The sequence below is a fragment of the Curtobacterium flaccumfaciens UCD-AKU genome, assembly GCF_000349565.1.
Lineage (GTDB): Bacteria > Actinomycetota > Actinomycetes > Actinomycetales > Microbacteriaceae > Curtobacterium > Curtobacterium poinsettiae.
In genome coordinates this window covers 210,055-230,820 of the sequence record NZ_KB714610.1, presented here as the reverse complement: position 1 = coordinate 230,820, position 20,766 = coordinate 210,055, and the positions used below count along the sequence as shown (strand labels likewise).

At 71.1% G+C, this 20,766-nt stretch carries 19 protein-coding genes and 2 tRNA genes; 9 read left to right on the top strand and 12 right to left on the bottom strand.

All coding sequences use genetic code 11. From position 1 onward, the window contains the following. Both H489_RS26315 and H489_RS26310 read left to right on the top strand, forming a co-directional pair. A partial coding sequence (locus H489_RS26315; protein ID WP_051067370.1) for a hypothetical protein occupies positions 1 to 766 on the top strand: 766 nt, incomplete at its 5' end. Continuing rightward, complete coding sequence (locus H489_RS26310) at positions 763 to 2,349, top strand: alpha/beta hydrolase (RefSeq protein WP_017886717.1); 1,587 nt, start codon at positions 763 to 765, stop codon at positions 2,347 to 2,349. The genes H489_RS26315 and H489_RS26310, both read left to right, overlap by 4 nt. Before the next feature lie 37 nt (positions 2,350 to 2,386). On the opposite strand, the gene H489_RS26305 is transcribed toward H489_RS26310, so the two are convergent. Further along, the gene (locus H489_RS26305) at positions 2,387 to 3,313 is read right to left on the bottom strand and encodes an alpha/beta fold hydrolase (RefSeq protein ID WP_017886716.1); all 927 of its coding nucleotides are present in this window, start codon (positions 3,311 to 3,313) and stop codon (positions 2,387 to 2,389) included. Positions 3,314 to 3,369: 56 nt separating this feature from the next. After that, positions 3,370 to 3,858 carry a peroxiredoxin gene (locus H489_RS26300; RefSeq protein ID WP_017886715.1) on the bottom strand — a complete coding sequence of 163 codons (489 nt, stop codon included), beginning with the start codon at positions 3,856 to 3,858 and terminating at the stop codon, positions 3,370 to 3,372. Between the two features lie 241 nt (positions 3,859 to 4,099). On the opposite strand from H489_RS26300, the gene aceE reads away from it, so the two are divergent. From aceE to H489_RS26270, 6 genes are all read left to right on the top strand, one after another. Further along, positions 4,100 to 6,844 carry a pyruvate dehydrogenase (acetyl-transferring), homodimeric type gene (gene aceE / locus H489_RS26295; protein ID WP_017886714.1) on the top strand — a complete coding sequence of 915 codons (2,745 nt, stop codon included), beginning with the start codon at positions 4,100 to 4,102 and terminating at the stop codon, positions 6,842 to 6,844. 7 nt (positions 6,845 to 6,851) lie between these two features. Beyond that, positions 6,852 to 8,078: a PucR family transcriptional regulator gene (locus tag H489_RS26290; protein WP_017886713.1), complete on the top strand. Its 1,227-nt coding sequence runs from the start codon at positions 6,852 to 6,854 to the stop codon at positions 8,076 to 8,078. Between the two features lie 93 nt (positions 8,079 to 8,171). Then, entirely contained in the window at positions 8,172 to 9,113 is a 942-nt protein-coding gene (locus H489_RS26285) for an ACP S-malonyltransferase (protein WP_017886712.1), read from the top strand. Further along, positions 9,110 to 10,162 carry a beta-ketoacyl-ACP synthase III gene (locus H489_RS26280; RefSeq protein ID WP_017886711.1) on the top strand — a complete coding sequence of 351 codons (1,053 nt, stop codon included), beginning with the start codon at positions 9,110 to 9,112 and terminating at the stop codon, positions 10,160 to 10,162. The genes H489_RS26285 and H489_RS26280 overlap by 4 nt, the downstream gene beginning before the upstream one ends. Positions 10,163 to 10,284: 122 nt before the next feature. Further along, a complete protein-coding gene (locus H489_RS26275; protein ID WP_017886710.1) occupies positions 10,285 to 10,533 on the top strand; it encodes an acyl carrier protein in 249 nt (82 codons plus the stop codon). An 87-nt stretch (positions 10,534 to 10,620) separates the two neighbouring features. Continuing rightward, entirely contained in the window at positions 10,621 to 11,865 is a 1,245-nt protein-coding gene (locus H489_RS26270) for a beta-ketoacyl-[acyl-carrier-protein] synthase family protein (protein WP_017886709.1), read from the top strand. 222 nt (positions 11,866 to 12,087) lie between these two features. On the opposite strand, the gene H489_RS26265 is transcribed toward H489_RS26270, so the two are convergent. The 6 genes from H489_RS26265 to H489_RS26240 form a co-directional block, all read right to left on the bottom strand. After that, the gene (locus H489_RS26265) at positions 12,088 to 12,588 is read right to left on the bottom strand and encodes a DUF3145 domain-containing protein (RefSeq protein ID WP_031259468.1); all 501 of its coding nucleotides are present in this window, start codon (positions 12,586 to 12,588) and stop codon (positions 12,088 to 12,090) included. A 158-nt stretch (positions 12,589 to 12,746) separates the two neighbouring features. Continuing rightward, positions 12,747 to 13,586 carry a DUF1684 domain-containing protein gene (locus H489_RS26260; protein WP_017886707.1) on the bottom strand — a complete coding sequence of 280 codons (840 nt, stop codon included), beginning with the start codon at positions 13,584 to 13,586 and terminating at the stop codon, positions 12,747 to 12,749. Next, positions 13,583 to 14,707 (bottom strand): AI-2E family transporter, encoded by a 1,125-nt coding sequence (locus H489_RS26255; RefSeq protein ID WP_017886706.1) that lies wholly within the window; start codon positions 14,705 to 14,707, stop codon positions 13,583 to 13,585. Before H489_RS26255 ends, H489_RS26260 begins: the two co-directional genes overlap by 4 nt. A gap of 7 nt (positions 14,708 to 14,714) precedes the next feature. Then, positions 14,715 to 14,789: transfer RNA gene (locus H489_RS26250), tRNA-Ile, on the bottom strand. 13 nt (positions 14,790 to 14,802) lie between these two features. Beyond that, on the bottom strand, positions 14,803 to 16,014 hold the full coding sequence (locus tag H489_RS26245; protein WP_017886705.1) for a glycosyltransferase: 1,212 nt from the start codon (positions 16,012 to 16,014) through the stop codon (positions 14,803 to 14,805). A 131-nt stretch (positions 16,015 to 16,145) separates the two neighbouring features. After that, positions 16,146 to 17,060 carry a hypothetical protein gene (locus H489_RS26240; protein WP_017886704.1) on the bottom strand — a complete coding sequence of 305 codons (915 nt, stop codon included), beginning with the start codon at positions 17,058 to 17,060 and terminating at the stop codon, positions 16,146 to 16,148. A gap of 39 nt (positions 17,061 to 17,099) precedes the next feature. On the opposite strand from H489_RS26240, the gene def reads away from it, so the two are divergent. Continuing rightward, a complete protein-coding gene (def, locus tag H489_RS26235) occupies positions 17,100 to 17,675 on the top strand; it encodes a peptide deformylase (protein ID WP_017886703.1) in 576 nt (191 codons plus the stop codon). A 58-nt stretch (positions 17,676 to 17,733) separates the two neighbouring features. On the opposite strand, the gene H489_RS26230 is transcribed toward def, so the two are convergent. The 4 genes from H489_RS26230 to H489_RS26215 form a co-directional block, all read right to left on the bottom strand. Beyond that, positions 17,734 to 18,222 (bottom strand): hypothetical protein, encoded by a 489-nt coding sequence (locus H489_RS26230; protein ID WP_140447958.1) that lies wholly within the window; start codon positions 18,220 to 18,222, stop codon positions 17,734 to 17,736. 51 nt (positions 18,223 to 18,273) lie between these two features. Next, positions 18,274 to 18,984 carry a pentapeptide repeat-containing protein gene (locus tag H489_RS38745; protein WP_268743727.1) on the bottom strand — a complete coding sequence of 237 codons (711 nt, stop codon included), beginning with the start codon at positions 18,982 to 18,984 and terminating at the stop codon, positions 18,274 to 18,276. After that, a complete protein-coding gene (locus H489_RS38625; RefSeq protein WP_017886700.1) occupies positions 18,981 to 20,513 on the bottom strand; it encodes a hypothetical protein in 1,533 nt (510 codons plus the stop codon). The genes H489_RS38745 and H489_RS38625 overlap by 4 nt, the downstream gene beginning before the upstream one ends. Before the next feature lie 129 nt (positions 20,514 to 20,642). Continuing rightward, a tRNA-Asn gene (locus H489_RS26215) sits at positions 20,643 to 20,715 on the bottom strand. Positions 20,716 to 20,766: the final 51 nt, after the last annotated feature.

The window sequence follows — 20,766 nt, the reverse complement described above, 5'->3', positions numbered from 1 at the left end:
GCAGCACCTCGGCGCCGAGGTCCTGCGTTTCCCGCCGGTCGAGCCGCTCGCGTCCTTCGAGCGCACCGACTACATCGCGTCGTTCCCGGACCTCGCCGCGTCGATCTCCGGGTTCACCGGCGACGACCGCACCCACCGCGCGCTGCTCGCCGCCCGCGAGCGCGGTGAGCGCTGGGAGGGCTTCCTCGAGCCGGCCGACCTCATGCTCACCCCCGCTGTCTGCCACCCCGTCTACGGCCTCCTCGGCGACACCGTGCCGCAGCAGGGCCGGTTCCTCGACGTCCTGGGCGACTCCTTCCGCCGGGAGCCCTCGCTCGACCCGATGCGCCTGCAGGCCTTCCACATGCACGAGTTCGTGCACGTCGGCACCCCCGCGTCCGCAGCGGCCCACCGCGACGGCAGCATCCCGGTGATGCGCGCCCTGCTCGAGTCGTTCGGGCTCGAGATCGACGTCGTCCCCGCCAACGACCCCTTCTTCGGCCGCGTCGGGCAGATGCTCGCCCGCAACCAGGTCGAGCAGGCCCTGAAGTTCGAGTTCGTGACGAAGGTCTACGGCGCCGACCACGACGCCACCGCGATCAGCTCCGCGAACCTGCACGAGGACCACTTCGGCACCTCGTTCGGCCTGCGCACCGAGGACGGGCAGGTGGCGCACAGCGCCTGCATCGCGTTCGGCCTGGAACGCATCACCATCGCCCTGTTCGCCGCCCACGGCACGGACCTCGACGCCTGGCCGGCGTCCGCCCGCGCCGCCCTGGCACTGTGACCACGCTGCACGGCTGGTCCGGATCGCCGGCGATCCGCGCCGCGGTCCAGCTCCCCGCCGCCGCGCGCGCCGGTGTCGTGATCTGCCCGCCGCTCGGGCAGGAGGGCGTCATCGCGTACCGCACGCTCCGCCTGCTGGCCGACCGCCTGGAGGCCCGTGGCATCGCCTCGGTGCGCTACGACCCGTCCGGACGTGGTGACGGCGCACCCGACACCACGTCCGACGCGCAGGTCCGGTCCGCGCGCCACGCCGCTGCGCTGCTCCGGTCGACGGGCATCCGGGACGTCGCGTTCGTCGGGCTGGCGTCCGCCGCACTCGTCGCCGCCGCTGCCGCCCAGGCGACCGACGGCCTGCTCGTCTGGGACGCCCCGGCGTCCGGCAGAGGCTGGCTCCGCCGACAGCGCGCCCTGGCGACGATCACCATCGGGGCCGATCGGGTCGTCGACGGTGTCGAGAGCCTCATCGGCATCGAGGTCGACACCGACGAGGCCGCCGCACTGTCCGCCCTGGCGTTCGCTCCGCGCACCGGACCGACCGTCGCCCTCGTCCGTCCGGGTACCCGTGCGCCGAAGCCCCTCGGTGGCGTCGAGGTGACCGAGGTCACCGGCAGCCCGGAGCTGCTCGACGGCACGAGCATCCACGCCCGGATCCCCGGCACCGCCATCGACACCGCCGTCGCCTGGCTCGGTGCCTGGGCACCCACCGCTGCGGCACCCGTCGCCCCGCCCGAGCTCGACGAGGTCCTCGACGTGGACGGCCGCGTCTCGGAACGGATCGTCCGCCTGGGCCCCGAGCGGCTGTTCGCCGTCGAGACCGTGTCGTCCGCGCAGCACCACGACGCCCCGCTCGTCGTCCTGCACAACGGCGCCGCGGAGCACCGCGTCGGCGCCACCGACTACCAGGTCGGACTCGCTCGGGCCCTGGCACGCGACGGCGCTCGGGTGGTCCGCGTCGACCGCCGCGGCACGGGCGAGAGCAGCGCCGTGCACGAGGACGAGCGCAGCTTCCTGTTCGCCCAGGAGTGGGTCGAGGACCAGTCCGCCGTCGTCACCGCCCTCGGCGAACCCTCGGACCGTCTGGTGCTCGTCGGCATGTGCGCCGGTGCCTGGCTCGCGGGCCGCTCGGCCGAGGAGGCCCCACGCCTCGTGGTCGAGATCAGCCCGAACGACTACCGGCGGCATCCCGCGGCCCCCGGGAGCTACGAGGACGCCGTCCGCGCGATCGACGCCCCCTCACCGACGCGGCTCTGGATCCGGCACCGCTACAACGCCCTGGTGCCGAAGGCCCTCCGCGACCGCATCGCCCGACGCGACCGGGTCGGCGGCGTCGTCGAGCACGTGCGCCCCCTCGTCGAGCACGGCACCGACGTGGTCGTGATCGTGGCCCCGGACGACGCCGCACTGTTCGACCGTCTCGGCGGGCAGAAGGCCGTGCGTCGCTACACCGGCACCGGCCGCCGTGGCGCCCTGTCGGTCGTGCGGGTCGAGGCCGGCGACCACTCGCTGTTCTCGCCCGTGATGCGGCAGGCGGTGCAGGCCGAGGTGCGCTCCCGCGTCGCGGCGACGTTCCCCGTGCCCGCCTGACGGCTGCCGACCGTGCGGCAGGCCGGCGTGCACGAGCTCAGACGAACCCGAGCTCGTGCGCGACCGCGTCGGGACGCTCGACGTGGGCGAAGTGCCCGCACGCCTCCAGCAGCACCGTGCGGGTCTGCGGCACGAGCGCCCGCAGTGCGGCCAGGTCCGAGACGCGAGCGAACACGTCGTCGCGGCCGGCGATCGCCGTCACCGGGCAGGTGATCGCGCGCCACCGGTCGACGTCGTACGCCGCCGCCGACCGTGCCGCCTCGGTGAACTGCTCCGGCCGGAGCTCGTCCACGAAGGCTGCCAGGACGCTCGGGTCCAGGCGTCGCACGTGCGTGAACACCGGCGCCGCGACGAGTGGCAGCAGGCTGCTCCGGGCGATCCCCCGGAGCAGCGGACGAGCGGTGCCACCGGTCACCGTCAGGCCGGCTCGCAGCAGGGTGAACGCCGGCAGGGTGCCGAGCGCCCGGACGGGGTGCCGAGCCGCACCGGCCGTCGCAACCGTCGTGCCGGACACCAGCGCGAGCGACCGGACCCGCTCGGGCGCCACCACGGCCAGGTGCAACCCGACGAACGCGCCCATGGAGTGCCCGACGACGTCGACCGCACCGAGGTCCAGTGCTCCGAGGACCGCGGTGACGGCAGCCGTGACGGCGTCGAGCCCGAACGGACCGTCGGGGGCCGGCGAGGACCCCCAGCCGGGCAGGTCGACGAGCACCAGTCCGCGGGCACCGATGCCGTCCGCGGCGCGCAGCAGCGGGGTCCACGTCGACCAGGAGCCGGCGATGCCGTGCAGCAGCAGGAGCGGGTCCGGGCCGACGCGGTGGTGCACCACCACTGGCCCGGTCGGGGTGTCGACGACCGTGCGGGTCAGGCCCCAGGCGCCGGGCGTGACGCGCACCGGGTACGGGGCGTAGCCGTCGGAGGCGACCCCGCGACCACGCGGGTCGGTGTCGATGGCGTGCACCGGGCCTCCTGTCCGACCGTCGACGCGGATGCGTCCGTCAGCAGGGATTCGGAACGCTAGCCGACGGGGACGGGTGCCGAGCAGGCGGCGAGCCGGTCGAGGGCCGCCTTGTACTCGGCCACGTCGCGCTGCAGGCCGGGCTCGGTGATGATCGAGGCCTTGATGCGGCCCTGCACGTCGATGACGAAGGTCGCGCGGGTGGCGAAGCCCTTGTGCTCGAGGAACACGCCGTACTCCTTCGAGACCGCGCCGTGCGGCCAGAAGTCGGCGAGCAGTTCGAAGTCGTAGCCGTTCGTCTCGGCGAACGACCGCAGCGTCGCCTTCGAGTCGACCGAGATGCCGAGGAGCTCGATGCGCTGGTCCTGGAACATCGTGATGTTGTCCTGCAGGGTGCAGAGCTCGTTCGTGCACCCCGACGAGAACGCCAGCGGGAAGAAGACGAGTGCGACCGGGCGGTTGCCGCGGAAGTCGCTGAGTCGGACGTGCTCACCGAACTGGTTCGGGAGCTCGAAGTCCGGCGCGAGTGAGCCGATCTCCAGTGCCATCGCTACGTGTGCTTCTTCCTCGGGCGTGGGGTGTGCCCGTCGGGTCCGTGCACCGCGGATCGCGTGTGCACGATCGGCCATGCTACGCCGACGACACGCGAATGCAAGCACCCGTCCACCTGCACGTCACCATCAGCATCAGCGTCGGTCCTGGGGCCTAGAGTGGACGGGGCCCCAGCCGGTCGCGACCCGACCACCGGAGCCACCATGTCCACCACCACGAGAACGAACGAGGTCAAGGGTGACGGTGAACGACCAGGACCCGTACAGCACCGGGGCGAACGACCAGGATCCGCAGGAGACCGCCGAATGGCGTGAGTCCCTGGACGGGCTGGTCCAGACCCACGGACACCAGCGCGGTCGCGAGATCATGCTGAGCCTGCTCAAGCGGTCCAAGGAACTGCACCTCGGTGTGCCGATGGTCCCGACGACGGACTACGTGAACACCATCGCGCCGGAGAACGAGCCGGAGTTCCCCGGCGACGAAGAGCTGGAGCGCCGGTACCGCCGCTGGATCCGCTGGAACGCGGCCATCACGGTGCACCGCGCGCAGCGTCCGGGCATCGCGGTCGGCGGGCACATCTCGACGTACGCGTCGAGCGCCGCGATGTACGAGGTCGGCTACAACCACTTCTTCCGTGCGCAGGACCACCCCTCCGGTGGCGACCAGGTCTTCTTCCAGGGCCACGCCTCCCCCGGCATGTACGCCCGCGCCTACATGGAAGGGCGCCTGTCCGAGGACCAGCTCGACGGGTTCCGGCAGGAGAAGTCGCACGCCGGCGGCGGCCTGTCGTCGTACCCGCACCCGCGCCTCATGCCGCACTTCTGGCAGTTCCCGACCGTGTCGATGGGCATCGGCCCGATCAACGCGATCTACCAGGCGCAGCAGGCCAAGTACCTGTCGAACCGCGGCATCAAGGACGCCATGGACCAGCAGGTCTGGGCGTTCCTGGGCGACGGCGAGATGGACGAGGTCGAGTCCCGCGGCCAGCTCCAGGTCGCTGCGAACGACGGCCTCGACAACCTGAACTTCGTCATCAACTGCAACCTGCAGCGACTCGACGGTCCGGTCCGTGGCAACGGCAAGATCATCCAGGAGCTCGAGGCGTTCTTCCGCGGTGCGGGCTGGAACGTCATCAAGGTCGTCTGGGGCCGCGAGTGGGACGACCTGCTCGCCCGCGACACCGAGGGCGCGCTCCTCAACCTGATGAACCAGACGCCGGACGGCGACTACCAGACGTACAAGGCCGAGAACGGTGCCTACGTGCGCGAGAACTTCTTCGGGCGCGACCCGAAGGCGCTCGAGCTCGTCCAGGACTACACCGACGACCAGATCTGGAACCTCAAGCGCGGTGGCCACGACTACCGCAAGGTCTACGCCGCCTTCAAGGCCGCGACCGAGCACAAGGGCCAGCCGACCGTCATCCTGGCGAAGACGGTCAAGGGCTACGGCCTCGGCCCGAGCTTCGAGGGCCGCAACGCGACCCACCAGATGAAGAAGCTCACGCTCGACAACCTCAAGCAGTTCCGCGACGAGATGCGCATCCCGATCTCCGACGCGCAGCTGGAAGAGAACCCCTACACGCCGCCGTACTACCACCCGGGCAACGACGACGAGGCGATCCAGTACATGCACGAGCGCCGTCGCGCGCTCGGTGGCTACGTGCCGGAACGTCGCACGAAGTACACGCAGTTCACGCTGCCGGACGACTCGAAGTACCAGGTCGTGAAGAAGGGCTCCGGCAAGCAGGAGGTCGCCACCACCATGGCGTTCGCCCGCCTGCTGAAGGACCTGCTGCGCTCGCCCGACTTCGGTGACCGCGTGGTCCCGATCATCCCGGACGAAGCACGCACGTTCGGCATGGACGCCTACTTCCCGTCGGCGAAGATCTACAACCCGAACGGCCAGCACTACACGTCCGTCGACCGCGAACTCCTCCTCGCCTACAAGGAGAGCCCGCAGGGCCAGATCATCCACGTCGGCATCAACGAGGCGGGCGCCCTGGCGGCGTTCACCGCGGTCGGTACCTCGTACTCGACGCAGGGCGAGCCGCTCATCCCGGTCTACGTCTTCTACTCGATGTTCGGGTTCCAGCGCACCGGCGACGCCATCTGGGCCGCCGGCGACCAGATGACCCGTGGCTTCATGATCGGCGCGACCGCCGGCCGCACCACGCTGACGGGCGAAGGCCTGCAGCACGCGGACGGCCACTCGCCGCTCCTCGCCACGACGAACCCGGCCGTCGTCTCGTACGACCCGGCGTACGGCTACGAGATCGGCCACATCGTCAAGGCCGGCCTCGACCGCATGTACGGCACGAACGAGGACGGCTCGCCGAAGCACGCCGACCCGAACGTCATGTACTACCTGACGGTCTACAACGAGCCGCTGGTGCAGCCGGCCGAGCCCGAGGGCGTCGACGTCGAGGGCATCCTCAAGGGCATGTACCTGCTCAAGCCGAGCGAGCACGACGGCCCGAAGGCCCAGCTGCTCGCGTCCGGTGTCGCCGTGCCGTGGATCCTCGAGGCGCAGCAGCTCCTCGCCGAGGACTGGGGCGTGTCGGCCGACGTGTGGAGCGTCACGAGCTGGGGTGAGCTGTACCGCGACGGTGTGGCCGCCGAGCAGCAGGCGTTCCTCAACCCGAACGAGCCGGCCCGCACGCCGTTCGTCACCGAGCGTCTGCTCGGCACCGAAGGACCGGTCGTCGCCGTGAGCGACTTCATGCACCTGGTGCAGGAGCAGATCCGTCCGTTCGTGCCGACCGACTACGCCACCCTCGGTGCCGACGGCTTCGGTTTCTCGGACACCCGTCCGGCCGCTCGCCGCTTCTTCCACATCGACGGCCCCTCGGTCGTCGTGCGGACGCTGCAGCAGCTCGCCCGCCAGGGCAAGGTCGACGGCGCGCTCGTCCAGCAGGCGATCGACAAGTACCGCCTGCACGACGTGACCGCCGGCACCACCGGCAGCGCGGGCGGCGAGAGCTGATCACCCCGTGACGACGGTCCGCCCGGACCACGAGAGCCAGGAGAGCGCGCGTGAGCGTGCGCTCTCCTGGCTCCGTCAGGTGTCCGGAGAACTCTCCACCGCGACCATCAAGCGGCTCGAGGACACCCTCCCCTGGTACAGCGAGATGCCACCGGGGCGCCGCTCCGCCGTGGGCCTCGTCGCCCAGGCCGGCATCACGTCGTTCATCAGCTGGCTCGAGGGCACTGCGTCGACGCCGTGGATCGCCGCGGCCGACGTCTTCGGGTCCGCCCCACGGGAGCTCCTGCGCTCGGTGAGCCTGCAGCAGACCCTGCAGCTCATCCGCGTCGTCGTCACCGTGGTCGAGGAACGCGCCGCCGACGACGAGATGCTGCAGGAGGCGATCCTCAAGTACTCCCGTGACATCGCGTTCGCGGCCGCCGACGTCTACGCCCGCGCGGCCGAGGCCCGGGGCCTGTGGGACGCCCGGCTCGAAGCCCTCGTGGTCGACTCGATCCTCTCGGGCGAGTACGACGACGAACTGCCGTCCCGCATCGCCGCCCTCGGGTGGCACGGGCACGGCGAGGTCGCGGTGCTCGTCGGCACCGCGCCGAAGCAGCTCGAGGTCGACCAGGTCCGTCGCACCGCACGGCACATGGACGCCGACGTGCTCGTCGGGGTCCAGGGATCGCGGCTCGTCGTGGTCATCGGTCGCGCCACCCCGCGTGACGACGTGCCCGAGGGCGAGGAGCCCGTCTCCTTCACGACCATCGCGCAGGCCCTCGAACCGCTGTTCGGCGACGGCCACCTGGTCCTCGGCAACGAGGTCCCCGGGGTCGTCGACGCCTCGACCAGCGCGAAGGCCGCCTTGGCCGGGTTCGCCGTCGCGCGTGCCTGGCGCGGTGTCCCCCGTCCGGCCCTCGCCGACGACCTGCTCCCCGAGCGCGCCCTGGCCGGTGACCCGCTGGCCCGCTCGGCCCTGGTCCAGCGCATCTACGTCCCGCTCAAGGACCAGTCGACCGAGCTCCTGCAGACGCTGTGGTGCTACCTGGACACCGGCCGCTCGCTCGAGGCCACCGCCAGGGAGCTCTTCGTGCACCCGAACACCGTGCGCTACCGCCTGCGCCGCGTCGCCGACATCATCGGCTGGGACGCCACGAACGCCCGGGACGCCCTGATCGTGCAGTCGGCGCTCATCCTCGGCGCGATGTCGGAGTCCGCGACCGGCCGTCGCCGCATCACACCCCGACGCTGACGCGTCGGGGCGTAGAGAACCGACAATGTCCCACCGGGATTCGTGTGGGAAGTCCACACGTGCCCTGCGGGGCGAGAACGCGAGGATTGTCCGGTGATCGTCGTCGTCGCGCCCGGACAGGGCTCCCAGACCCCCGGCTTCCTCGCCCCCTGGCTCGAGGACGCCTCCGTTCGTGAACGCGTCGGGCAGTGGTCGGAGTCGATCGGCGTCGACCTCGCCGAGCACGGCACGAACTCCGACGCGGACACCATCAAGGACACCGCGCTCGCACAGCCCCTCATCGTGGCCGCTGGCCTGGTGACCGCCGACGCGCTGCTCGCCGAGGGCCGTCGTGCCCTGGTGGGCGGGGTCGCCGGGCACTCGGTGGGCGAGTTCACCGCTGCCGCGGTCGCCGGGATCCTCGAGCCGACCGACGCCGTCGCACTGGTCGCCGAGCGGGGCCGGGCGATGGCCGACGCCGCCGCGCTCGAACCGACCTCGATGGCCGCCGTCCTCGGTGGCGACGCCGATGCGGTCGCCGCCGCCCTCGCCGAGCACGGCCTGGTGCCCGCGAACCACAACGGTGGCGGCCAGACCGTCGTCGCCGGCGCCGCGGACGCCATCGCCGCCCTCGCCGCGGCCCCGCCCGCCAAGGCCCGGGTCATCCCCCTCGCCGTCGCCGGCGCGTTCCACACCCGCTACATGGCGCCCGCCGTCGAGCGGGTCGCACCGGTGGCGGCCGCCGCGGCCGTGCAGGACCCGACCCTGCCGATCTGGACCAACGCCGACGGCTCCCGGGTGGACGACGGCCGACGCTTCGTCGACCTGATGGTCCAGCAGATCGCGAACCCCGTGCACTGGGACGCGGTCATGGAGTCCTTCTCCGCCGCCGGCGTGACCGGCATCATCGAGCTCGCACCCGCCGGTGCCCTCGTCGGCCTGGCGAAGCGCGGCCTCCGCGGCACGCCGACCGTCGCCATCAAGACCCCCGACGACCTGCCTGCAGCGATCGACCTGCTGCAGCGCGCGGGCCAGGAAGCAGACGCAACCGCATGACCGACCCGACCACCCCGACGGACGCCCCCACGGGCCTCCCGACCGGATCCGCGCGCCCGCTGCTCCAGCAGCGCCGCGGCCACGAGTTCACCCGGATCCTGGCGTTCGGCGCCGCCCGCGGCGAGAACGTCGTGCCGAACGACGACCTCGTCGGCCCGATCGACTCGTCCGACGAGTGGATCCGCCAGCGCACCGGCATCATCACCCGCAAGCGTGCCGGCGAGGACGTCGAAGCCGTCGACCTCGCCGAGACCGCCGCACGCGAGGCGATCGAGAAGGCCGGCATCGAGCCGTCCCAGATCGGCGTCGTGCTCGTGAGCACCGTCACGCACACCGTCGCCACCCCGTCGATGGCGTCGCTGCTCGCCGAACGCATCGGTGCCACCCCGGCCGCCGCGTACGACATCAGCGCCGCCTGCGCCGGGTACGCCTACGGCATCGCCCAGGCCGACTCGTTCATCAAGTCCGGGCTCGCCGACCACGTGCTGGTCGTCGGGGCCGAGAAGCTCAGCGACGTCGTCGACCCGACCGACCGCTCGATCTCGTTCCTGCTCGGGGACGGTGCCGGCGCCGCCGTGATCGGCCCGAGCGACTTCCCGGGCATCGCCCCCACCATCTGGGGCTCGGACGGCTCGAAGTGGGACGCCATCGGCATGACCGCGACCTACAACGAGTGGGAGGCCGGTGCACCCCGCCCGACCATGCGCCAAGCCGGCCAGACGGTGTTCCGCTGGGCCGTCTGGGAGATGGTCAAGGTCGCCCGACAGGCGCTCGAGACCGCCGGGGTCCGCCCCGAGGACCTCGCCGCCTTCGTGCCGCACCAGGCGAACATCCGCATCATCGACGAGTTCGCCAAGCAGCTCGGCCTGCCCGAGACGGTGACGATCGCCCGCGACATCACCACCACCGGCAACACCTCCGCCGCGAGCATCCCGCTCGCCACGCACCGCCTGCTCGAGGAGCACCCGGACCTGTCGGGCGGTCTCGCCCTGCAGATCGGCTTCGGCGCTGGACTCGTGTTCGGCGCCCAGGTGGTCGTCCTCCCCTGATCCCACCCCGGTCGCGCACCCGCGCGACCGGCCCCCATCCCGACGAGCCTCCGCGCACCCGGACCCCGCGTGCCCTAGGCTGGTCAACGGTCAAACGACACCCCCCTTCAAGGAGAACACTCATGGCCCTGTCCAACGAAGAAGTCCTCGCCGGCCTGGCCGAGCTGATCAACGACGAGACCGGTATCGCCACCGACACCGTCGCCGCCGACAAGTCCTTCACGGACGACCTCGACATCGACTCCATCTCGATGATGACCATCGTGGTCAACGCCGAGGAGAAGTTCGACGTGAAGATCCCGGACGAAGAGGTCAAGAACCTCAAGACCGTCGGCAACGCGGTCGACTACATCGTCAAGGCCCAGGCCTGACACGAGCTTCCTGAGCGCCGCGGCCCGCGGACCCCTGCGGGCCGCGGCGCTCATCTTGTTCACCCCAACGAAAGAACACGTCGTCCCATGACCAAGAAGACCGTCGTCGTCACCGGGATCGGTGCGATCTCACCCCTCGCCGCGACCGCCCCGGACACCTGGGACGCGCTGCTCGCCGGCAAGTCCGGCATCACCCGCATCGAGGACCCCCGCTACGCCGACCTCGAACTCCCCGTGGAGTTCGCCGGCCAGGCGCGCACCTTCCTCACCGACCAGCTCACCCGCCCCGAGTCGAAGCGCCTCGACCCCTCGTCGCAGCTGTCGCTCGTCGCAGCGCGCGAAGCATGGGCCGACGCCGGCATCGACGACGAGTCGGTCGTCCCCGAGCGCTTGATCGTCGACTGGGCAACGGGCATCGGTGGCGTGAACACGCTGCTCGACGCCTGGGACACCCTGCGCGAGAAGGGCCCGCGTCGCGTCCTGCCGATGACGGTCCCGATGCTCATGGCGAACGGTCCCGCCGCCGCCATCGAGATGGAGTTCGGCGCCCGTGGCGGCGCCCGCACCTACCTGTCGGCGTGCGCCTCGTCGACCGAGTCGCTGGCCGAGGCCTACCGGCACATCGCCGACGGCGACGCCGACATCGTCATCACCGGTGGCGCCGAGGCCGCGCTGCACCCGCTCCCGCTGGCCGCGTTCGCCGCCATGCAGGCCCTGTCGCGCCGCAACGACTCCCCCGAGACCGCGTCGCGCCCCTACGACGTCACGCGTGACGGCTTCGTCCTCGGTGACGGCGCCGCGGCGCTCATCCTCGAGTCGAAGGAGCACGCCGAGGCCCGCGGCGCGACCATCTACGCCGAGGTCGCCGGCTCCGGCATCACCTCGGACGCCTTCCACATCACCGCGCCGGACCCCGAGGGCAGCGCCGCCGCCCGTGCGGTCCTGCAGGCCCTCGAGCACGCCGACGCGAGCATCGAGGACGTCGTGCACGTCAACGCGCACGCCACCTCGACCCCCGTCGGGGACGTCGCCGAGTACCACGCGATGCGTCGGGTCTTCGGCGACCACCTGGACAACGTCGTGGTGTCGGCCACCAAGGCGTCCACGGGCCACCTGCTCGGTGGTGCCGGTGCGATCGAGGCGGTCTTCACCGTCCTCGCGCTGCACAACCGCGTCGCGCCGCCGACGATCAACCTGCACGACCAGGACCCGGAGATCGTCATGGACGTCGCCCGCGAACCGCGTGCGCTGCCCGAAGGCGACCTGCTCGCCGTCAGCAACTCGTTCGGCTTCGGCGGACACAACGCCGTGGTCGCGTTCCGCAGCGTCTAGTCACGGCAGCACCTGCCAGGAGGCCCGTCCCGCGTCGTCGGGGCGGGCTTCCGTCGTTCCGGTGCCCGGGTCAGCCCCCCGTCCACACGCCGTCGTGTCGCTGCCGCGCCCTGGGAACGACGAGACGCCGCCGTATTCGGCGGCGTCTCGAGTCTGTGGCGGTGTCCGGGCGACACGCCGGCGTCCGGCGCACCCGACACGCCGGCGTGTGGCGAGTCCGGGTCAGCCGACGCGGTGCAGCCAGACGACCGGGTTGCCCTCGGCGGCGTGGCGGAAGGGCTCGAGCTCGTCGTCCCAGGCCTGCCCGAGGGCCAGTCGCAACTCACGGTGCAGTTCGAGGGCGTTGCTGCCCGCGACCTCCATCGCGTAGCGCACCCGGTCCTCGGGGATGACCATGTTGCCCGTGACGTCGGTCTGCGCGTAGAACACCCCGAGGTCGGGCGTGTGCATCCAGCGACCACCGTCCGAGGCGCTCGTCGGCTCCTCGGTGACCTCGTACCGCAGGTGCTCCCACCCGCGCAGGGCAGAGGCGATCGCGGCACCGGCACCGACCGCACCGGTCCACGTGAACTCGGTCCGACGCGCACCGTCCTGCGCGGGCTGGTCGAGCCACGAGAAGTTCACGGCACGGTTCATCGCGCGACCTGCTGCCCATTCGACGTGCGGGCAGAGCGCGCGGGGTGAGGAGTGCACGTAGAGCACTCCTGTCGTCGTTCCGTTCACGGTTCCTCCGATACGTCAGGTGCGACTTCCCCATCGACCTGGTGCGGAGGATCCTGACCCGAGGGGCCACGGAACCATCGGTATGCGATTGTGATGTCCCGACGGGACACGCCCATTATGCAGCGCCACGCCTGGGAACGGCAAGGACCCGACCGGGTTCAGTGCAGGACGGCACCGCTCGCGTCGACCGGGTGCCGCTCCCCCGCCGTGATCGGCACGGGGACACGGTTCTCCTCCGGAGGGATCGGGCAGGCGTACTGGTACGAGAACGCGCACGGCGGCAGGACCAGCAGGTTCCAGTCGAGCTCGACCGTTGCCTCGGCACCGGGGTCGTCGAGGTACAGGAACCGACCCACCGAGTAGCTGCTGCTCGGGTCGTCCTCGGCCAGGGCACTCGTGGCGTCCTGCACGATGAGCTGCAGTCTCGCGACTCCGCGGAACGCGGCCGACCGGACAGCGACGAACCGCACCGTGGCGCCATCAACGACGGTCTCGACGTGTCCGGCAACCGGCAGGGCGTCGCCGGCGGCGTCGCGGACGCTGCCACGGGCCTCCTGGCTGTCGTCCACCAGCGGGACGTACGTGCCGGACGTCACCCGGTCGCCGGACCGCGCGAAGCGGGCGATGTGCGCGAAGCGGGCGATCGCCTCGGACGACGGGTCCCAGACACGCAGGGTGTCGCCGGTGACGGTGCCGGCGAAGCCGTCCGGCAGCGCGACAGTGGACGGGACGACGGCGGTGTCCCCCGCGACCAGCACCGTCCCGTCGACCGGCACGCCGTCCACGACGATGCCGTCGGACGCCTCGGCCGTGACGGTGAGTCCGCCGGGCGCCGGAGCCCAGGTGCCGGGGACCGGCCAGACCGGCTGCGGGTGGTCGACGTGTTGCGCGTTCACCAGGGCGAGCGGTCCGCGAGCACTGCGCGCCCAGCGGTCACGTTCGTCGACGTGCTCGGCGAAGGCGGCGACCGCGGCGCTCGCGCCGTCGCCGCGCGTCACGACTGTTCCTGGCGGGGGTAGATGACCTTCTGCACGATGATGATGACCGACGCCGCGACGGGCAGGGCCACGAGTGCGCCGAGCACACCGCCGATGGTGCCGCCCGCGACGGCGGCGATGACCACGAGCGCACCGGGTACCTGGACCGCGCGCGACATGATGCGCGGCGAGATCAGGTAGGCCTCGACCTGCATGTACACCAGGTAGTAGATCGCCGCGGCGAGGGCGGTCGCCGGTGACGCGAAGAAGCAGAGCAACGAGATCACGATCGCGGCGGCCAACGTGCCGACGAGCGGGATGAGCGAACCGAGGAACGCGAACGACGCGAGCAGCACCGGCAGCGGCGCCCCGATGATGAGCAGGAAGAAGAAGCTGAGGATGCCGTTGATGAGCGCCTGGGACACCTGCCCGACGACGTAGCGACCGACCGCCTGCGTGATCTGCTCGCTCACGTCGATGAAGTTCTGACGACGCGACGCCGGGACGAACCGGTACGCCGCACGCTTCATGCCCCGCATCGACGCGAGGAAGTAGAGCATCAGGATGATGACGATGAGCGCCCCGGTGACCCCGGACAGGATCCCGCTGCCGACCGCCAGGATCCCGCCGCCGACACTGAGCAGGTTGCCCGGCTTCTCGACGAAGGACTGCAGCGACTGCAGCGCGTGGTCGATGTCGAACGACCCGGCGAACTGCTTCGACAGGTCCTGCACCCACTGCTGCTGCGAGATGTCCTGCACGATCTCGGGGAAGTTCTGGATCAGGTTCGACGCCTGGTCCACCAGGATCGGCACCACCGCGAACACGATGCCGGCGAAGGCCCCGAGCACCCCGACCACGACGATCGTGATGGCCGCCCACCGCGGGATGATCCGCTCGAGGAACGACACGAGCGGGTCGATGCCGAGCGCCAGGAACAGCGCGACCCCGATGTAGACCAGGACCGTGCTCAGCTCGTTGATGATCGACCCGGCGAGCAGGGCGACGAGGACCCCGATGGCGCCCATGAACCCCAGCCGGAACGCGTTCACGCGCACGCCGGTACCGCCACGGGTCACCTCGAAGGTGACGTTCGGTGTCGGTGCGTGGTCGTCCTGCGACGTGTCGCGCTTCCTTGGCATGTGCACGTAGGGCGGGCGGGACTCGAACCCGCGGATCGTTCGGTTATGAGCCGACTGCCTTGACCAGCTTGGCTACCGCCCCTCGCCGGAGGCCCTCAAGCCACCGGCTCACCACGATACAGCGACTCGAACGTCGACAGCGTGCGGTTGATGTCGTGCGCCTCGATCATGGCCAGACTGCGTTCCCGCATCGCCACGTAGTCGGACTCCGGGGCGGTGAGCACCGTCGTGAGCTTCGCCGCCAGGTCGTCGACGTCGCCCGGGGCGAACAGGTACCCGTTGCCGTCGATCAGGTGCGGGAGCGCCATCGAGTCGGCGGCGACCACGGGGAGCCCGGACGCCATCCCCTCGAGCGAGGAGATGCTCTGCAGCTCGGCCGTCGACGGCATCGCGAACACCGTCGCGTTGGTCAGGGCCTCCTGCTTGCGCTCGTCCGAGACGAAGCCCAGGAACCGCACGCGGTCCTCGAGCCCGAGCTCCTTCGCCAGCGCGGTGAGCTTCGGGATCATCTCGCCGTCGCCGACGATGGTCAGGGTCGTGGCCAGCTCGGCCGGCAGCAGCGCCACGGCACGGACCAGGACGTCGAGGTTCTTCTCCGGGGCGACCCGGCCCACGAAGACGATGTCGTTGTTGACCGGGCGCCCCTCGCGCGCGACGTAGCGGGACGCGTCGATGCCGCACGAGATCGCCAGGACCTGCTGGCCGGCGATGGCCTTCCGCAGGTAGTCGGCGGCCAGGTTGGTCGGCGTCGTGATCGTGTCGGCCAGCCGGTAGGTCTTGGCGGCGTCGCTCCACGCGATCTTCAGCGCGAGGGGCAGCGTCCACTTGCCGAACGGCGTGTACTCGAGCAGGTTCTCCGGCATGAAGTGGTTCGTCGCGATGACCCGGATGCCGCGGTCGTTCGCCTCGTGCACGATGCCACGACCGATGACCACGTGCGACTGGATGTGCAGCACGTCGGGCTTGACCGCGTCGAGGATCGGGGCGGTCCACTTCCGGACGCTCCACGGCCACACGAAGCGCAGCCACGGGTGCAGCGGCCACTTGTACGACTTCAGGCGGTGCACGACGAGGGTGACACCGTGGTGCTCCTCGTCGAAGGTGCCGTAGTGGCGGCTCGACGCCGGGGCCACGATGTGCACCTCGTGCCCGCGCTCGGCCAGTCCGACGGCGAGCTGCGCGGCGAAGGTCGCGGCGCCGTTGACGTCGGGGGCGAAGGTGTCCGCTGCGATCAGCACGCGCAGCGGTCGGTGACCGCCCGTCGCACCCGTCGGTCCGGCGGTGGCGGTGGTGGCGTCTCCTGACACGGCTGAGTTCGTCCTCTCGTGGGCGATGGCTGGTCGGCTGTGACGCTATCGCACCAGGATCGACGGTCGCGTCAGCCGCGCGGATGAGCGCCGCGACCACCGGGCGCCGAGCGCCGAGCGCGCCGCGGCCGTCAGGTCCGGGTCTGGGGGTGGTGCTTGGCGAGCAGGAACACCCCGGTGATGGCGATGCCCGCGGCGACCACGAACCCCGCCACCGCGAACCACGGCGCCCCCGTCGCCTCGCCGAGCACGATCACGCCGATGCCGACCGCGACGATCGGGTCGATGACGGTCAGCCCCGCGATCACCAGGTCGGCCGAGCCGCTGGAGTACGCGTTCTGCACGAAGTACCCGCCGAGCGACGCCGCGACGACCACGCCGACGATGGCGAGCACGGTCAACCAGTCGAAGGTGTGGTTCACGAACCGGTTCAGCACCACCTTGGCCAGCGTCGCCACGAAGCCGTAGAGCACGCCGGCGCCGACGATGTAGTACAGGGCGTTCCGGCGCTTGGCGACCAGGCGGAACGACACGAGCACCAGCACCAGCACGACCGCCAGGATCACCAGCACGGTGACGAGCTGCTGGCGGGTGATCGCGCTCTCGTGCCCGACGAACGCCGCGATCCCGACGAAGATGCCGACACCGATGATGCACGTCCACACGGCACGACGAGCACGACGGCCGAGCGGGATCCCCGACGCACGCGAGGAGAACCACGTGGTGATCACCAGCGCCACGGCCCCCAGCGGTTGCACGACGATCAGCGGCGCGAACGTGATGCTGATGAGCTGCAGCACCACCGCGATGCCGAGCATGAGCGTGCCGAGCACCCAGTAGCCGCTCGAGACGAGCCCCACCACGTGGCGGACGCTCAGCCCCTTCGACTGCCGACCGAGACGCGCTTCGACCCGCTGCACCCCACGGCTCTGGAACTGCGCCCCGAGCGACAGGAACACCGCACCGACCAGGGCCACCGGGATCATCAGCGCCTGGAACGGCGTGAGGTTGCTCACGGCGTCGGGCAGCTGGAGGTCCGTCGTCACGCGTCGAGGCTACCGTCCCCCGCCGGATAACCTGGGTGAATGGCCGTTCTCCCGATCCGCATCACCGGCGAACCCGTCCTGCACGAGCGTGCAGCCGAGGTCACCGCGTTCGATGACGACCTCCGTTCCCTCGTCGCCGACATGCTCGAGACCATGGACCTGGCACCGGGCGTCGGCCTGGCCGGACCGCAGGTGGGCGTCGGCAAGCGCCTGTTCGTGTACTCCTACACCGACGACGACGACGTGCTGCACCGGGGCGCGGCCGTGAACCCCGTCCTGTGGACCACGCCCCCGGTCCCCGAGTCCGTCGAGGAGCTCGACGAGGACGAGGAGTCCGAGGGCTGCCTGTCGATCCCGGGCGAGCGCTTCCCGCTCCGCCGCTCCGAGGGCGCCCTGCTGCGCGCCTCCGACGAGCACGGCACCCCGTTCGAGGTCGAGGCGCACGGCTGGCTGGCCCGCATCTTCCAGCACGAGTACGACCACCTGGACGGCTGGCTCTACGCCGACCGTCTCGTGCACCCCTACGGCAAGCAGGTCGCCAAGGCGATCCGCAAGAGCAGCTGGGGCGGCCCCGGCCAGTCCTGGCTGCCGGGTCGCGACCACCCCGAGGGCTGACGCCCGTCCCGCGGCCGTCGGTCGGTCGCGGGTCAGGCGGTCGGCCTGGAGGCCCGGGTCAGCCCCGGTACGCCGCCAGCGCGTCCCGCAGGCGGTCGGTCTCCGGGTGCCCCGGGCAGTACCGCAGGAGCCCCTCGGCCACGTGGGCACCGCGCTCGTCGGCGACCGCCGACGTCCACGGCGCCGAGTCCCGCACCGCGCAGGCGCTCGCGAGCTCGACCAGGGTCGCGTCACCGCGCGCCGCCGTCACCGCGGACTGCTGCTGGCTCGACGGCACCGAGCCGGTCAGCCGCTTCGCCGAGCAGTCGGCACGCGCGGCTTCCCACACCGCTGCGTAGGTCGTGTAGCTCGCGCGGTCAGCGCCGTCCCCGCCGCAGACGAACGCGAAGACGACCGGTGACGCGCCTGAACCCAGCCCGGTGTCCGAGCTCGTCGGGTCCTCGGACGCATCGGTGTCAGGGCCGACGCTGCTGCAGCCGGTGAGCACCGCCGTCACCGCCACGACGACGCCCAGCAGGGCGGATCGAGGGGAACGAGAACGGTGCACCTGTGAACGCTAACAGCATCCGCCGGGTACCAGCCGCACGAGCGACGTCGGTCAGGGTGTCGGGCCGGTGACCGTGATCGTCGCGCGCTGGTCGAGCCGACCACCGCGGTCGGCATCGGTGCTCATCCGGCAGCGCACCTGGGTGGTGCCGACCGGAGCCTGCACGTCCTGTCGGACGCAGCTCGTCGACGACACCCCGCGCGGCAGGTCGAGCCGGATGGGCACGTTCACCGGCTTGCCGTCGGGGCTCTGCAGCGTCCGGTCGGCGAGTTCCAGTGGCGTCCCCGTGACGGTCAGACCGGCCAGCTTCGCCTTGCTCAGGTCGATGCCGTCGATCTGCGCCCCGCTGATGTCGGCGACCGTCAGGTCCGCGCTGCCCAGGTCGGCGTCACGCAGGTCCGCCCCCCGCAGGTCCGCGCTGTACAGGTCGACGCCACGCAGATCCGCTCCGCGCAGGTCCGCCCCCTGCAGGTCGGCGCCGTAGAGCACGCTGTCACGCAGGTCCGAACCGCGCAGGTCCGCGCCGTGCAGGTCGGCCAGACGCAGGTCGACGGTGGCGAAGCGCACACCGGCGAGGTCCTGTTCCGGGCAGGTCGTCACGGCACCCGGCTCGGGCGCCGTGCGGACCGTGCACGAACCGATCTGGCGTTCCCCGGCGCTGGTCCCCCCGGTTCGCGCGAAGGCCGCGACGCCGATGACGACGAAGAACAGGATGGTCAGGGCAGCCACGACGACGCCGCGGAACCGTGCGGCGCGGTTCACGAGCGCACCCCCGTGAGCCACTGGGGCAGGACGTCGCGGGCCCAGCTCGAGTACCAGGCCGCCGAGTTGGCGTACGGGAAGAAGGCGCTGATCGGGTTGTAGAAGACGAAGAGCACGACGCCCACCACGATCACGACGACCCACGCCACGGTGGCCGCGCGTCCGTGCAGCCGTCGGATCCACGAGGCGAGACCGAGCAGCACCACGGCCGCGATCATCGGCAGCACCGGCAACAGGTAGCGGCCCGAGAACGCGAAGTCCTGCCGGAGGTTCACCGCGGTCGCGGCGTTGAAGCACAGCACCGCCACCGTGTAGGCGACGGGGACGGCTGCCAGCCACCACATGGCCGCGTTCCGGAGCACCCGGCGCATCTGGGTCACCGCGATCGCCACGGCACCGACGCTGGCGACGGCACCGAACAGCACGACGGCGGTGTTCGGGCGCCAGGGCAGCGACGGACCCCAGAAGAAGAAGAGCGACCGGAAGTAGGTGGTGATCCACATCCAGAGGAAGGAGACCGGCCGGAACGGTTCGAGCGTGCCGGCGGCGACCTCGAGGTCGTGGGTCCGGACCGCGTTGTAGTTCCGACGGAAGATGCCGAAGTTCATGCACGCGTCGCGGCTGTGGATCTCGGCGCAGTCGGGGTTGAGTGCCCGGTAGACGAGCAGGTTCACACCGAAGCGCTCGAGCACCAGGGCGAGCAACGCGCCGCCGATCACCACCAGGACGACGGACCGCCACGGCCGTTCGCGGAAGCCCGAGACGGCTCGACGCACGGGGTGCCGGAGCCACGAGAAACCGTCGACGCGGTACCGGAACAGCACGGCGAAGAAGGCTCCGGCCAGCACGAGCGGCGCCTGGGAGTACTTGAACATGAGCGCCAGCATCGCGGTGACGACCAACCACGCGAGCGTTCGCAGTCCACCGCCACGGGCGACCTTGACCGCGACGGCGGCGAAGAGGAAGAAGGCGGCCATCGACGGCGCGTCGTAACTGATGGTGGCGGCCTGCCAGGCGTAGCGGCCGGTGGAAGCGGTCACCACGGTGGCGAGCAGGCCGATCGCCGTCGGGACCCCGGCGTTCCGGAACATCGCACGGAGGGCGTACAGACCGGCCCCGGCAGCCAGGACGTCGATGCTCCGCAGCACCATCACGGTCTGTTCCAGGTGGAGCCCGAGCGCCTGCGTCCCCTTCGCCGGGAACGACATCAGGTAGTAGTAGAGGTACGCCGGGAAGCGCGTGACCTCGCCGAGCCACAGCTTCGACGCGTCGACGTCCTGCAGGAACGGGCCGGCGTTCCACGGGCGAGCCGCGTAGAGCATGATGTTGCCGATGTGCCGACGCTCGTCCGGGGCCGCCGAAGCAGGGACGTGGATCGTGACGGCGAACAGGAAGCCGACGAGCAGGAACGCCACGAGCACGACCACGAACGCGGTGCGTGAGGAGAGCACGCGGTTGGCCCGGTCCAGCAGACCCGTGGACCGGTCACCGGTCACACGTCCGGTGGCGGACTCGTGGGTCAACGACATCGAACAGTGGCCTTCCGTGGTTCTGGGTGCGCCCGCCCAGGCTAGCAGCGCGCCCCGCTGGGCCCGACGAGGGCATTCGGACCGTCGGGAACACAAAAGGTCCTCACCCCGAGGGGTGAGGACCTGTCGCTCCCCGAGTTGGACTCGAACCAACAACCTGCCGGTTAACAGCCGGCTGCTCTGCCAATTGAGCTATCGAGGATCACTGTCCGCTGGCGAATGACGTGCGAACAACGGGTAACAGCATAGCAGG

Coding starts and splice junctions, on each gene's coding strand:
- H489_RS26300 (WP_017886715.1), bottom strand. CDS start 3,858: ATGGCACTGGAGATCGGCTCACTCGCGCCGGACTTCGAGCTCCCGAAC.
- H489_RS26280 (WP_017886711.1), top strand. CDS start 9,110: ATGACCGACCCGACCACCCCGACGGACGCCCCCACGGGCCTCCCGACC.
- H489_RS26275 (WP_017886710.1), top strand. CDS start 10,285: ATGGCCCTGTCCAACGAAGAAGTCCTCGCCGGCCTGGCCGAGCTGATC.
- H489_RS26270 (WP_017886709.1), top strand. CDS start 10,621: ATGACCAAGAAGACCGTCGTCGTCACCGGGATCGGTGCGATCTCACCC.
- H489_RS26255 (WP_017886706.1), bottom strand. CDS start 14,707: ATGCCAAGGAAGCGCGACACGTCGCAGGACGACCACGCACCGACACCG.
- def (WP_017886703.1), top strand. CDS start 17,100: ATGGCCGTTCTCCCGATCCGCATCACCGGCGAACCCGTCCTGCACGAG.
- H489_RS38625 (WP_017886700.1), bottom strand. CDS start 20,513: ATGTCGTTGACCCACGAGTCCGCCACCGGACGTGTGACCGGTGACCGG.